The sequence below is a fragment of the Paraburkholderia sp. genome, assembly GCF_035656215.1.
Classification (GTDB): Bacteria; Pseudomonadota; Gammaproteobacteria; order Burkholderiales; family Burkholderiaceae; genus Paraburkholderia.
The window spans coordinates 1-13616 of sequence record NZ_DASRSY010000210.1; the positions used below are offsets into that span (position 1 = coordinate 1).

12 protein-coding genes and 3 pseudogenes are annotated in these 13616 nt (G+C 60.1%); 7 read left to right on the top strand and 8 right to left on the bottom strand.

What is annotated here, in order from left to right; genetic code table 11:
- The coding region (locus VFE81_RS12070; protein WP_325044811.1) for a TetR family transcriptional regulator C-terminal domain-containing protein at nt 1-219 on the top strand (219 nt) is incomplete at its 5' end.
- A gap of 86 nt (nt 220-305) precedes the next feature.
- Here VFE81_RS12070 and boxA read toward each other — a convergent pair.
- The 4 genes from boxA to VFE81_RS12090 form a co-directional block, all read right to left on the bottom strand.
- The gene (gene boxA, locus VFE81_RS12075; protein WP_325044812.1) at nt 306-1544 is read right to left on the bottom strand and encodes a benzoyl-CoA 2,3-epoxidase subunit BoxA; all 1239 of its coding nucleotides are present in this window, start codon (nt 1542-1544) and stop codon (nt 306-308) included.
- Nucleotides 1545-1602: 58 nt separating this feature from the next.
- A complete protein-coding gene (gene boxB, locus VFE81_RS12080) occupies nt 1603-3030 on the bottom strand; it encodes a benzoyl-CoA 2,3-epoxidase subunit BoxB (protein ID WP_325044813.1) in 1428 nt (475 codons plus the stop codon).
- 98 nt (nt 3031-3128) lie between these two features.
- A complete protein-coding gene (gene boxC / locus VFE81_RS12085; RefSeq protein WP_325044814.1) occupies nt 3129-4799 on the bottom strand; it encodes a 2,3-epoxybenzoyl-CoA dihydrolase in 1671 nt (556 codons plus the stop codon).
- Nucleotides 4800-4916: 117 nt separating this feature from the next.
- A complete protein-coding gene (locus VFE81_RS12090) occupies nt 4917-5933 on the bottom strand; it encodes a helix-turn-helix transcriptional regulator (protein ID WP_325044821.1) in 1017 nt (338 codons plus the stop codon).
- 185 nt (nt 5934-6118) lie between these two features.
- Here VFE81_RS12090 and VFE81_RS12095 point away from each other — a divergent pair, with 185 nt between their 5' ends.
- From VFE81_RS12095 to VFE81_RS12110, 4 genes are all read left to right on the top strand, one after another.
- Nucleotides 6119-6598 (top strand): DUF4863 family protein, encoded by a 480-nt coding sequence (locus VFE81_RS12095; RefSeq protein ID WP_325044815.1) that lies wholly within the window; start codon nt 6119-6121, stop codon nt 6596-6598.
- An 8-nt stretch (nt 6599-6606) separates the two neighbouring features.
- Nucleotides 6607-8205 (top strand): 3,4-dehydroadipyl-CoA semialdehyde dehydrogenase, encoded by a 1599-nt coding sequence (locus VFE81_RS12100; RefSeq protein WP_325044816.1) that lies wholly within the window; start codon nt 6607-6609, stop codon nt 8203-8205.
- Nucleotides 8206-8299: 94 nt separating this feature from the next.
- Nucleotides 8300-9892: a benzoate-CoA ligase family protein gene (locus VFE81_RS12105; RefSeq protein ID WP_325044817.1), complete on the top strand. Its 1593-nt coding sequence runs from the start codon at nt 8300-8302 to the stop codon at nt 9890-9892.
- Nucleotides 9893-9900: 8 nt separating this feature from the next.
- On the top strand, nt 9901-10731 hold the full coding sequence (locus VFE81_RS12110; protein WP_325044818.1) for an alpha/beta hydrolase: 831 nt from the start codon (nt 9901-9903) through the stop codon (nt 10729-10731).
- A 357-nt stretch (nt 10732-11088) separates the two neighbouring features.
- Here the strand turns inward: VFE81_RS12110 and VFE81_RS12115 are convergent, their stop codons facing one another.
- Nucleotides 11089-11406, bottom strand: a complete 318-nt coding sequence (locus tag VFE81_RS12115; protein WP_325044822.1) for a hypothetical protein — start codon at nt 11404-11406, stop codon at nt 11089-11091.
- Between VFE81_RS12115 and VFE81_RS12120 the strand changes: the two genes are divergently transcribed.
- Nucleotides 11296-12078 carry a prohibitin family protein gene (locus VFE81_RS12120; RefSeq protein WP_325044819.1) on the top strand — a complete coding sequence of 261 codons (783 nt, stop codon included), beginning with the start codon at nt 11296-11298 and terminating at the stop codon, nt 12076-12078. The two genes, VFE81_RS12115 and VFE81_RS12120, sit on opposite strands and share 111 nt — an antisense overlap.
- Before the next feature lie 168 nt (nt 12079-12246).
- On the opposite strand, the pseudogene VFE81_RS12125 reads toward VFE81_RS12120, so the two are convergent.
- Nucleotides 12247-12582, bottom strand: a pseudogene (locus VFE81_RS12125) (porin); the annotation flags it as partial.
- Nucleotides 12583-12668: 86 nt separating this feature from the next.
- Entirely contained in the window at nt 12669-13049 is a 381-nt protein-coding gene (locus tag VFE81_RS12130) for a DUF5594 family protein (RefSeq protein WP_325044820.1), read from the bottom strand.
- 201 nt (nt 13050-13250) lie between these two features.
- On the opposite strand from VFE81_RS12130, the pseudogene VFE81_RS12135 reads away from it, so the two are divergent.
- Nucleotides 13251-13373: pseudogene (locus VFE81_RS12135) on the top strand (IS5/IS1182 family transposase); the annotation flags it as partial.
- Nucleotides 13374-13442: 69 nt separating this feature from the next.
- On the opposite strand, the pseudogene VFE81_RS12140 reads toward VFE81_RS12135, so the two are convergent.
- Nucleotides 13443-13589 (bottom strand): annotated as a pseudogene (locus VFE81_RS12140) (cation:dicarboxylate symporter family transporter); the annotation flags it as partial.
- Nucleotides 13590-13616: the final 27 nt, after the last annotated feature.

Sequence of the window (13616 nt, forward strand, 5' to 3'; positions counted from 1 at the left end):
CTGGCGCCGGTGAATGCGCAAACGCTGATGTACATGATTTGGGCAACCACTCAGCATTACGCCGACTTCGACGCGCAGATTCGCGCGCTTAGAGGTAAGCGCGCATTGACGCAGAAGACGTTCGAAGCAACGACTGAGGAAGTCGTGCAGTTGGTAATCCGGGCGTGTGGAGCGGTATCGCCAGCGCAACACGAAGACGGCGCGGACCCGTCGAGATAGAAAGCAAAAGCCCGGCTGCGCTTTTAACAGCAGCCGGGCCTTCACCCTATTGCGTGAACATGAAACCTCGCTCGAGGCTTGGCGGTTCAATACGTCTCCAGATGCAGCCGCCCTTCCCGCTTCAGCTTCATCCATAACGCCTCCCAGTCGAGTTGATGCTGCTCAACGATTTCCTTGAGTGCCTGCAGCACGCCGTCTTCCATACCCTTCAGCCCGCACACGTAGATATGCGTGTTCTCGTCCTTGAGCATGTGCGCGACGTCGACCGCGCGCTCACGCATCGCGTCCTGCACGTAGCGCTTAGGCTGACCTGGCGTACGCGAAAACGCCAGATTCGTATCGATGAAATCTTTGGGCAGATTCGTCAGCGGCCCGAAGTATGGCAACTCTTCTTTCGTGCGCGCGCCGAAGAACAACATCAGTTTGCCGGTAGCGCCTTTCAGACGACGCCGCCTGCGATACTCGGTCATCGCGCGCATCGGCGCTGAGCCAGTGCCCGTGCAAATCATCAGCAGGTGCGAGTTCGGATGATTCGGCATCAGGAACGTCCCGCCGAACGGGCCGATCACACTCACCACGTCGCCCTTCTTCAGATCGCACAGATAATTCGAGCAGACACCATCGAGCGCGTCGCCGTGCTGCTGGGAAACACGCTTCACGGTGAGCGAAACGTTGTTATAGCCGGGCCGTTCGCCATCGCGCGGGCTCGCAATCGAATACTGCCGCGCGTGATGTGTGCGGCTATCCGCGGTCGCGCCCGGTGGCAGGATGCCGATCGACTGTCCCTCCAGCACAGGAAAAGGCATCGAGCCGAAATCGAGCACGATGTGATGGATGTCGCTATCGGTCGAGCCGTCGGTGAGCCGGTAGTTGCCGACCACCGTCGCGGTAGTGGGCTCCTTGTGCGTATAGAGATTCACGTACGGCTTCGCAGCGGACCACGGCGGCACGACCGACCCGCGCACGGTATCGACTTCAATACCGCTCGCGGCCGCCGGTGTATCGCTGGATGATCCCGCCGCTGTATCTTCCACTGCCGGCACGGCCATCGTGTTCTGCTCAGGCAATACGTCCCATTTAAACTGCTCGTCGATGGAATACGCATCGGCTTTCAACACCGTGCGCCAGTTATCGATCGCACCGGTCGGACATGGTGGCACGCACGCCATGCAGCCGTTGCAGACATCCGCCTTGACCACATAATTGTTCTCGTCGTGCGTGATCGCATCGACCGGGCAAGTCTCTTCGCAGGTATTACAGCGAATGCAGATTTCCGGATCGATCAGATGCTGCCTGAGAACTTCGATCGATACTGGGCCGTTCATGATTTCCTCCACCCTATATTCGTGCGAATACGACATCGCACGTTTTTAATCGCCGTACTCAGTTAAAGCGCACGTATTCGAAATCGACCGGCTGACGGTTCACGCCCATCGCCGGCGGCGCAATCCAGTTCGCGAACTTGCCGGGCTCCGTGACACTGCCCATCAACGACGCGACATACGCACGATCTTCTGGCGTGGCGAGCCACTTCGCCTCATTGGCCGCCCATTCGGTCTCGCTGACCACGCGGCCATCCGGTGATACACGGGTCTTCGCGAACGTGCCGATTTGCCGGTTGAATGCTTTATGCGGCACAGTCATGCGGAAATCGATGCCGGCCTTTTCGAGCACCTTGTTCCAGCGGCCAACGCCCGCCACCGAATCTTTAATATAGTCGTCGCGCAGCACTTCGTTCATTGCGTTGAGCATCGGCACTTCACGCTCGACCAGCTTGCCGTCCTGCACGTCGAGCAGTTTGTAGCTTTGACCGTTCAATTGATGATCGTCGTCGCGTTTGTTCTCTTCATAGCGCCCCTTCAGGCCCGAGCTATAGAACGTGGCCGCATTCGAGGAATGATCGGCGCCGAACAGGTCGATCGTCACCGAATAATGGAAGTTCAGATAACGCTGAATGGTCGGCAGATCGATCACGCCGGCCGCACGAATCTTTGCGACGTCGTCCGTGCCCAGTTCGTTCATCACTTGCGCGGTGCGCTGAATCACGCGCGACACACCCGATTCGCCGACGAACATGTGATGCGCTTCTTCGGTCAGCATGAACTTCGTGGTACGCGCCAGCGGATCGAAACCCGACTCGGCAAGCGCCGACAACTGGAACTTGCCGTCACGGTCGGTGAAGTAAGTGAACATATAGAACGCGAGCCAGTCGGGTGTTTTCTCGTTGAAGGCGCCGAGAATGCGCGGATTGTCTTCGTCGCCCGAACGGCGGCCGAGCAGTGCTTCGGCTTCCTCACGTCCATCGCGGCCGAAGTAACGATGCAGCAGATACACCATCGCCCACAAATGGCGGCCTTCTTCCACATTCACCTGAAACAGGTTGCGCAGGTCGTACATCGATGGTGCGGTCAGACCCAAATGACGTTGCTGCTCGACCGAAGCCGGCTCCGTATCGCCTTGCGTCACAATGATGCGGCGCAGATTCGCACGATGCTCGCCGGGCACGTCCTGCCAGGCAGCCTCACCTTTGTGCTCACCGAAATTAATCTTGCGGTCCTGCTCGCCGGGCGTGAGGAAAATGCCCCAGCGATAGTCCGGCATCTTCACGTGATCGAAATGCGCCCAGCCACCCGCATCGACGCTCACCGCCGTGCGCAGATACACGTCATAGCCATGCGAGCCTTCCGGGCCCATATCGCCCCACCACGACAGAAAATTCGGCTGCCACTGTTCGAGCGCGCGTTGCAGCGCGCGATCGTCTGCGAGATTGACGTTATTCGGAATCTTTTCGCTGTAGTTGATCGTTGACATGGTCGGTTCCTTGGTCGGAAACTGCAGTGCTTGAGTATGGGAGGCGCGTATCAGGCAGCCGGCGTTGCTTTCAGTTACGTTGCGTCGCGTCGAAAGAATCAAACGCGCGAGACGTCGAATTGCGCCTTGCTGCCCTTGCCGTACACCTTGAGCGCGCCCTTCTCGCCCACTGCGTTCGGCCGGTTGAAGATCCAGTTCTGCCATGTGGTGAGACGCCCGAAAATACGCGTCTCCATCGTTTCCGGGCCGTTGAAGCGCAGATTCGCTTCGAGGCCGGTCAATGCATCCGGCGACATGGCCGCGCGCTCTTCGAGCGCGATGCGGATTTCGTCGGCCCAATCGATATCGTCGGGTGACGCAGTCACGAGGCCAAGACGCTCGGCTTCAACGGGCTTGATCGCCTGGCCGATCTTCGAGCGCACCGCGTCGAGCGGTTCGGCTTCTTCATAAAAACGTCGAGCGAGACGCGATTGATGCGTGACCATCGGATAGAGACCGAAGTTGACTTCCGACAGCGTGATCGCCGGCTCTTCGTCTTCGTTGCTCGGCAGTGCCGCCATATAGCTGCGGTCGCAGGCAAACGCGAGTTCCGCGAAGGTGCCCGCGAAGCACGAGCCCGGCTCGATCAGCGCGAACAGCGAACGCGACGACACGTCGATACGCGCCAGCGTGCGGCGCAAAAGGCCGATAGTCTCGCGCACGAACCAGTGGTCCTTGTGCTGCATCAGCGTGGCATCGGTGGCGAGCAGGTTACGGGCATCGCCTTCGGTCTTGAAGACCCACGTGCCGACGTCGAGTTCGTTGGTGCGCATCGTGAGGATCGCGTCGTCGAGTTCGCGGGCGAACTGCAGCTGCCACCAGCTCGTGCCAGCGGCGACGATCGCGTCGATCTCCGTGGGTTGTTCGGCTTGCGGGGCTTTCGCGGTGAAGGTGGCGATGCGCTTCGCACGATCGATCGTGACGTCGAGCGTTTTATAAGTCAGGCCGTCTTCGCGATAGGTGCGTTCGATACGCGTAAGCATCACGCCTTGTGCGTCCGCAGGACGATCGCTTTGTTCGGCGAGTTCGAGCGCGCGGGCCTGAATCGTCTGATCGAACTGGTTCGGCTTCACGACTTCATCCACAAGGCGCCATGCCTTTGCCCGTTCGCCGCGAATGCCTTCGACCACCGTACAGAAGATGTCCGCACGATCGTGACGCACTTTGCGCTTATCGGTAACACGCGTCAGGCCGCCCGTGCCCGGCAGTACGCCCAGCAGCGGCACTTCCGGCAGCGATACTGACGACGAACGGTCGTCCACCAGATAGATTTCGTCGCAAGCGAGCGCGAGTTCGTAACCGCCGCCGGCGCATGCACCATTCACGGCGGCGAGAAACTTCAGACCTGAATGACGCGACGAGTCTTCGAGACCGTTACGTGTTTCGTTGGTGAACTTGCAGAAGTTGACCTTCCACGCATGCGTGGACAGGCCCAGCATGAAGATGTTCGCACCCGAGCAGAACACGCGGTCCTTCAGGCTCGTCAGCACCACCGTTTTGACTTCGGGATGCTCGAAGCGGATGCGCTGTATCGCGTCGTGCAGTTCGATGTCGACGCCGAGGTCGTATGAATTCAGCTTCAGCTTGTAGCCGTCACGGATCCCACCATCCTCGGCGATATCGATGCCAAGGGTCGCGACGGGACCGTTAAAACTCAGCTTCCAATGCTTGTACTGCGAGGGATCGGTGCGGTAGTCGACCGGCGCGATTGCGGTTTCTGCTGTGGACATGGGGCGTCTCCTGACTGGACGATGCAAAACCTGTTGATTGAACAATAGTGCATCGCAATCCCCGTGTAAAGCACTTTAATGCATGTTTACTAGTAAACCCTAGAGTCGCACTGCATTTCAGCTCACCCGTGCGTCGTCCGGCGATTCCGCCGCGAGCCTCGCGGCAAGCCGGTCACGCAGCTGCAAGTAGGCGTCGGCCAAGGTTTTCTCGCTGGTGTCGAAAGTCATGTCAGCACGTCCGTACAGCTCGCTGCGCCCCGCCAGGATGCGCTTGAGGTCATCCATCGCTTCCTTGTTGCCGGACATCGGCCGCAGGTCGCCTTGCGCGACGACACGGCGCATATGCTCTTCCGGCGTGGCTTGCAGCCATACGGTGAAGCAGTGCGACAGCAACGCGTTGAAGGTGCCCGACTCCGACACCAGCCCGCCCGGCGACGCGATTACGGCGCGCTCATGCTCCTGAATTACCGCCTCGAGCGCCCGATGTTCATAGCGCCGGTAAGCGCTCGCGCCGTAGAGCGAATGAATCTCCGACGGCGGACAGCCTGCGAGTTGTTCGATCACGCGCGTCAGTTCGACAAACGGCACCTTGCGCTCCTGCGCCAGCATCCGTCCGAAGGTCGACTTGCCGGCCCCGCGCAGGCCGATCAGCGCGATCCGGTCCTTGCGATGCGGGTCGCGCGGCGCCTGCGCGAACATCTCGGCCAGCGCGACGCGGGCGCGCTGCAACGCCGCCTGGTCGCGCCCCTGCAGCAGTTCGCGGATCAACAGCCATTCAGCGGAAGCCGTGGTTTCGTCGCCGATCACCTCGGCCAGCGGGCAGTTCAGCGTCGCCGCGATTTGCCGTAGCACCAGCACCGATGCGTTACCCACACCCGATTCCAGATTCGCCAGATGACGTTCCGACAAACCGGTTTCGGTCGCCAGCGTCTTGCGCGTCATGCCGCGGCGCGCGCGCAGCAGGCGCACGCGTTCGCCCATCGCCGTCAGGAAAGGATCGCGCTCCTCGCGCTCGCCGCCGCGCTCCGCCCCGCTGTCGGCCCCTAGGTTCGCCCGAGGGTTGGCCCGACCCGCGCGGTTTGCGTCCTCATCGGCCGGGTCGTCCAGCGGCATGGAAGAGTAATTTTGGTTCATGTTTAACTGCCTCTTGACTGCGATACATGTACTATAGTGCTTGACACGCACTGAGTGAACGGTTAATTTTCGCCAAATATCGATCCAATAACAAACGCTGTCGAGGTTTTTCGGCAGCATCACGGAGAAGGCGCAGCAACACGCATGAATTAAGGTGCGTGCGTGCGCTGATCTGGAGGCTCACATTGTCCCCACATGAGTTCCAACGCCTGATTGCAGGCGTGACAGAGCAACTCGCCAGCCGGCCGCTCGACGGCACGCTGGCCACGTGGCTCAACAGTACGTATCCCGCGGATAGCGCGACCTTCCGCGATCTCGCCGATGCCTGCCGCGCCGGCGTGGCCGAAGGCTGGCTGTGCAACCGCGAAGGCGGCGGCATTCGCTATGGCCGGATCTTCAAGGCGCTGCCGGATACCCACGGCTTTTCCGTCGACGTAGTCGATATGAAGGATATTGCCGGTCCGCATCATGTCCACCCGAACGGCGAAATCGATCTGATCATGCCGCTCAGCGAGGGCGCTACCTTCGACGGTCATGCAGCCGGCTGGTGCGTGTACGCCCCCGGCAGCGCGCATCGCCCGACCGTCGCGAACGGGCAGGCGCTGGTGCTGTATCTGCTGCCGCAAGGTGCAATCGAATTCACCGCCACCCCACCTTCCGCCTGAGATTCGCCATGACTGAACTATTGAAAAACTACGTTGCAGGCCAGTGGGTCGCAGGCGGCGGAGAAGGCGTGACGCTGACCGACCCGATCACTGGCGACGCGCTCGTGCGCGTGTCGAGTCAGGGCCTGGATCTCGCTCACGCATTTGGCTTCGCCCGAGAAGAAGGCGGCGCAGCATTGCGTGAATTGACCTATGCGCAGCGCGCCGCCCGTCTTGCCGAGATCGTCAAACTGCTGCAGGCCCGACGCGACGACTACTACGCGATCGCGACCGCGAACTCAGGCACCACGCGCAATGATTCGGCGGTCGACATCGACGGTGGAATCTTCACGCTGTCGTACTACGCGAAACTCGGTGGATCGCTCGGCGAGGTGCATGCACTGCGCGACGGCAACGCCGTATCGTTGAGCAAGGACCAATCGTTCAGCGTGCAACATGTGCTTACGCCGACACGCGGCGTCGCGCTCTTCATCAACGCGTTCAATTTTCCGTCGTGGGGCTTGTGGGAGAAAGCCGCGCCCGCGTTGCTATCCGGCGTGCCCGTCATCATCAAACCCGCCACGGCGACGGCATGGCTCACGCAAAAAATGGTTGCCGACGTGGTCGACGCAGGCATTCTGCCGCCCGGCGCGTTATCCGTCATCTGCGGCAGTTCTGCAGGTCTGCTCGATCAGATTCAGGCATTCGACGTGGTGTCGTTCACCGGCTCCGCGGAAACGGCCGCGACATTGCGCGCGCATCCGGCTTTCGTCGAGCGCGGCGCGCGTCTGAATGTCGAAGCCGACAGCCTCAACAGCGCCATTCTCTGTGCCGACGCAACACCCGCTACGCCAGCCTTCGAACTGTTCATTAAGGAGGTGGTGCGGGAAATGACCGTGAAGTCCGGTCAGAAATGCACAGCGATCCGGCGCGCGTTCGTGCCGGCAGCATCACTCGAAGCGGTGCTGGATGCACTCAAAGCAAAGCTCGCGAAAATAACTGTCGGCAATCCGCGCAACGACGCGGTGCGGATGGGCTCACTCGTGAGCCGCGAGCAGTACGAGAACGTGTTGGCCGGCATTGCCGCGTTGCGCGAGGAAGCCGTGCTCGCGTACGACGGCTCGGCCGCACCGCTTATCGATGCGGACGCAACGATCGCGGCTTGCATCGCGCCGCATCTGTTCGTGGTCAACGATCCCGATAGCGCGACACTGCTGCACGACGTCGAAGTGTTCGGACCGGTGGCGACCGTCGCGCCCTATCGCGTCACCACGGCGGCGAACGGCACGCTTCCCGAAGCGCACGCCGTTGCCCTCGCGCGACGCGGCCAGGGCTCGCTCGTCGCATCGATCTATTCGAACGACGACGCGCATCTCGGCCGCCTCGCGATAGAACTCGCCGATTCACATGGGCGCGTCCACGCGATCTCGCCTTCAGTTCAGCAGAGTCAAACCGGTCACGGCAACGTGATGCCGATGTCACTGCATGGCGGACCGGGTCGAGCAGGCGGCGGCGAAGAACTCGGCGGCCTGCGTGCACTGGGTTTCTATCACAGGCGCTCGGCCGTTCAGGCATCGAGCGCGGCAATCGACGCATTGACGCAAACCACGCATTTGCCCGCAGCGTAACGGCACAAGACAAGCATCAGGCAATGAGGCAACACGCATCGAGCGGATCATGAGCACATAACCGCCGGACCGCCCCACCCGATGGAGGAGACATATGGAAGCCCTGCTGGAACCGGCTGCGAGTCAGCCCGCCGCGACGGTCGAACCGCCGCCCGCGGTATTTAACTTTGCGGCCTACCTGTTCCGATTAAACGAATCGCGCGCCGCCAAGACCGCTTATATCGACGACACCGGCACCACCACTTACGGTGAACTCGAAGAGCGGGCCCGGCGTTTCGCAAGCGCATTGCGTACCCTCGGCGTGCATCCGGAAGAACGCGTGCTGCTGGTGATGCTCGATACCGTCGAACTGCCGATTGCCTTTCTAGGCGCGCTCTATGCGGGTGTTGTGCCGGTCGTCGCGAACACGCTGCTCACCGCCGCCGACTACATGTACATGCTGACGCACAGCCACGCGCGCGCCGTGATCGCATCCGGCGCACTGCTGCCGAATGTCACACAGGCGATGGATACGGCGGAACATGACGGTTGCCAGTTGATCGTTTCACAACCGCTCGAAAACGAGCCTTTAATCGCACCGAGACTCAACGATCTGATCGACGCGGCCACACCGGCCATCAAAGCGCCCACGACAGGCTGCGACGATATCGCGTTCTGGCTGTATTCGTCGGGTTCGACGGGCAAACCGAAAGGCACTGTCCACACGCACGCGAATCTCTACTGGACTGCCGAGTTGTACGCGAAGCCGATTCTTGGCATTGTCGAAAGCGATGTGGTCTTCTCGGCGGCCAAATTGTTCTTTGCGTATGGCCTGGGCAACGGTCTGACGTTTCCGCTTTCAGTCGGCGCTACGGCCGTATTGATGGCCGAACGCCCCACCGCCGAGGCCATTTTTGCGCGCCTCGTGCGGCATCGCCCGACCATTTTCTACGGCGTGCCGACGCTGTACGCGAGCATGCTCGTGTGCCCTAACCTGCCCGCGCGCGCCGATGTCGCGATGCGCGTATGCACGTCAGCGGGCGAAGCGCTGCCGCGCGAAATTGGCGAGCGCTTTACTGCGCACTTCGGCTGCGAGATTCTCGACGGAATCGGCTCGACCGAGATGCTGCATATTTTCCTGTCGAATCGCGCGGGAGTGGTCGAATACGGCACCACGGGCCGCCCCGTGCCCGGCTATGAAATCGAACTGCGCGACGACGCCGGTCACGCGGTGCCTGACGGCGAAGTGGGCGACCTGTATATCAAAGGGCCGAGCGCGGCACTGATGTACTGGAGCAATCGCGAGAAGTCGCGTGCGACGTTCCTCGGCGAGTGGATTCGCAGCGGCGATAAGTACTGTCGCCTCGCGAACGGCTGCTACGTGTACGCGGGCCGCAGCGACGACATGTTGAAAGTAAGCGGCCAGTACGTATCGCCCGTCGAAGTGGAGATGGTGCTGGTGCAGCACGAGGCGGTGCTTGAAGCGGCAGTGGTTGGAGTCGATCACGGCGGTCTCGTAAAGACCCGCGCGTTCGTGGTGTTGAAGCGTGAATTCGCGCCGTCTGAGATACTCGCGGATGAGCTGAAGGCTTTCGTCAAGGAGCGGCTTGCGCCGCATAAGTATCCGCGCGATATTTTATTCGTCGACGATTTGCCGAAAACTGCTACCGGCAAGATCCAACGCTTCAAACTGCGCGAACAGTCATAAGGTGATCCATGCAGAACCCCGCAACTTCAACCGTTGTTAGTAACTTCGCAGAGTTGCCCGTAACGGCATCGCACGAGCCGTTGCGCATCGAGTATCGTTGGGTAAATGAAGCTGCGGGCAATGCGCCCGTCGCCGTCTTCCTGCACGAGGGACTCGGCTCGATTGCAATGTGGCGCGACTGGCCGCAAGCCTTGTGCGAACGGCTCGGCATGCGCGGCCTCGTCTATTCGCGGCCCGGTTATGGACGCTCCACACCGCGTGGGCATGACGTCAAATGGCCAGTTGATTTCATGACGGAGCAAGCGCGCGATATCCTGCCCGCCTTGCTCGACGCGCTCGATATCGGCATGCCGGAACGCAGGCGCATGTGGCTGATCGGCCATAGCGACGGTGGTTCGATTGCGCTGCTGTACGCGGCGATGCATCCGGATGCATTGGCTGGCGCGGTGGCAATCGCACCGCACGTATTCGTCGAAGATATCTCGGTGGAAAGCATCGCGCAGACGAAGCAACTCTACGAAACCACGGATCTACGCAGCAAACTCAGCCGCTATCACGCTGACGTCGATTCCGCGTTTTATGGCTGGAATGATATCTGGTTGAATCCGGCGTTCAGGGAATGGAACATTGCCGATGAACTGGCCACCATCAAGCAACCTCTCGTCGCGGTGCAAGGCCACGACGACAACTACGGCACGATGGCGCAGATCGATACGATCGCCGAGCGTGTGCCGCATGCGCAATTGGTCAAACTCGATGCGTGTGGACACTCGCCGCATCGCGATGCGCCGGACGCGCTGAATGAGGCGATTGCGGCCTTCATTGCGAAGCTGCGCTAGCCGAAAATGACTGCATTGAAACACCATGAAACTGCGTCGCCTCGGCGCAGTTTTTTATGCGGCATAAATAAAGAAGCGTCCCGCTCACAAAGCACCTGCACGATCAAGTGCTTTAATTCTCCACGTCAAAATATACCGTTGCACAAGCATTCAATATGCTTGTAGACTTCGCCGCAACTTCGCTGATTTCTTTAATCGCTAGAAACATAAAAAACAACAAATTCGCTTAATGATTTCGCATCGCTTCAATGCTAACGAACGAACCGCCATTCTGTGATGCCACTCGGCAGCACGGCCTACTGAATACGTCCATCACGCTGCGCCTGTTGGCGCGGCCGACCCGCTCCCATTCCAGATTCACCACACGCTCTTTCCGTTTTCCGTCACACCTCCGCATGAGGCCGGTCTAACGACGTGCATAACCAACCGGCCTTTTCTTTTTTCTCCTTCACCTGATAGACCATCGACATGGGCCAGATCATCGTTGTACTTTTCTTCGCCACCATTATCGGAGCAGCAGCCGTCTTCGCTTCCAAATCGCTGCGCAAAGACCATGAGCCGCAAATGCGCTATGGGGTTATCACATTCGTCGTAGTAACAGCTGTCGGTGCGTTGTTTTCCTGCTTTACACAGGTTTCGCAATCGCGCATCGGCGTGGTGACCACCTTCGGACATATTGAATCGGATACGCTGTCCGAGGGCCCTCACTTAGTCAGCCCGGTTTCGCGCGTGCATGAGGTATTCATTGGGCTCGACGTCGCCAAGGTGGAAGGCGCACAGGCTGCATCGAAAGATCTGCAGTCGGTGCATACAGACCTGACGATGAACTATCGCGTCGATCCCAACAAGGTCCGCGCACTGTTTGCGATGGCACCGTCGCTCGAGTATGAGACGTCGTATGTGCAACCCGCTATGTTCGAGGTCTTCAAGGCGGTTGCGGCACGCTACACCGCAGAGGAACTGGTCACGAAGCGCCAGCAGGTGTCGACCGACATCATGAGCGGCCTGATCACCAAGCTCAAAGGCTACGGCTTTCTGATTCAGGACATCAACATCACCAACTTCAAGTTCAGCGCCGCGTTCGATCAGGCCATCGAAGCGAAAGTCACCGCCAGCCAGCGCGCCGAACAGGCCGAACGCGAACTCGCGCGCGTGAAATTCGAAGCGGATCAGCAGATTGCCAAGGCACGCGGCGAAGCGGAATCGATCGCGATTCAGGCGCAAGCCGTCAAGACCAACGGTGGTCAGGAGTATCTGCAGTTGCAGGCAATCAACCGCTGGGACGGCAAGCTGCCGACTTATATGGGCGCCGGCGCGCCGCTGCCGTTTCTGAACATCGAGAAGTAAGGCAACAGATTGTGTCGCTGCGGAGCGATGGCGGATGCCGGCGACGGCTACGAACTGGCGGTTATTGCTCGACGGATTCGAAATGCCTTCCACCCATGCGTGCGAACCGGATGCACGCTGGTAGATACCGTTCAGGTAGAGGTCGGTGGTCTTCGACAGGAAGTACTCGCCGCCCACACTCAACTGGTTGTAGTGAGCATTGGTGGCCGTCGTGCCGCTGGTGTCCTGCGTCGTGTAGATGTAGCCGGGCGCGAGCAGCGTAGCCGGCGTGAACTGATACTTCAGGCTGGCTTCATAGTTGGTGAAACGCAGGCTACTGCCGCTGAGCAACTGGAATTGCGAGTTCGTGTACAGCAGCGCGACAGTCGCCAGGCCGAACACGTATGACCCGCCTGCGCCCCACACCTGGTTGCGCTTCACACCGCTGATGATCGACGAGCTGGTGCTGTAGTAATTGTCCGAAGGCGCCGCGCCCGCGGTGCTGGTGGCCGGCTGTTTGACCAGTGAGTAAAGCGCGGCGCCTCGCCAACCGCGAGAACCACCTTGCGCCCCGCCAGATGCAAGTTCTCCGCGATCTGCGCGGCGGCGTCCTAAGACCCGAAATCGAGCCCGCCGATCAATATCACCGGATCGGCCTGCGTGTGCGAGAGAAAATCCAGTTCGCGCACATGGCGCCAGGCTTCGAGCTTGCGCGGCAACGCAGCCAGATAGCCGGCGAAGCGCGCCGGCCCTTCCGGGCCCATCAGCCGTTCGATCTCGTCGTTATCCCAGGTCAGAAACAGATTCAAGGGATGCGGATAGTGGCCCAGGCCTTCAATCGGTGCTGCGTGAATCCGCACGCGCGTGGGACGCCCATGCCCCCCGTAAGGCAGCACTTCGGTATGCACGGTAGTGGCGAAACATGCGGCGATCGCCTCGGCGATGCGAGGCGCGAACTGTTCATCGAAACGGACGGCACTCTCTGGACGCATCTATGTCTCCGACGTTCTTCACAACGAGCAAAGTATCGTAGCATGCGAGCGAAGACGCGCCGGTTGCGTACTTGCCGCATGTTTGCCGCATAGCTGTATGCGTCCTTGTTGCATTGGCGTGCATCTTCTTTAGAGGCCAGTTCAAAAAGACCCCGAGCGGGCTGTTTAAACCTTGAATGCCTGAACAACGGAATCCATGGGATGGAAGCGCCGATCGTTGATGATGAATTGTGGAAACTGATCGAACAATTGCTGCCGCCGGCGAAACCCCGGCGCGAGAAGTATCCAGGCCGGCTGTCCGTATCGAATCGGGCGGCACTCAATAAAGCCAGCGCCTGGTTTCAGCACGTGCGCGGCCAGCAACCCGATGGCGAGCGTGAGTGTCGACACCGCTTCGAAATACAGCAACGCTTTGCCGCCCACGCGACGCACCTTGCTCATATCGTGCATGCTGGCAATGCCAAACACGACGGTGCAGAAAATCACCGGACTGGTGATCATACGCACGAGTTTGATAGCGGGGTCGCCGAGGGGTTTCATCGCCAGCGCATCCGCAGGCAGGAAATG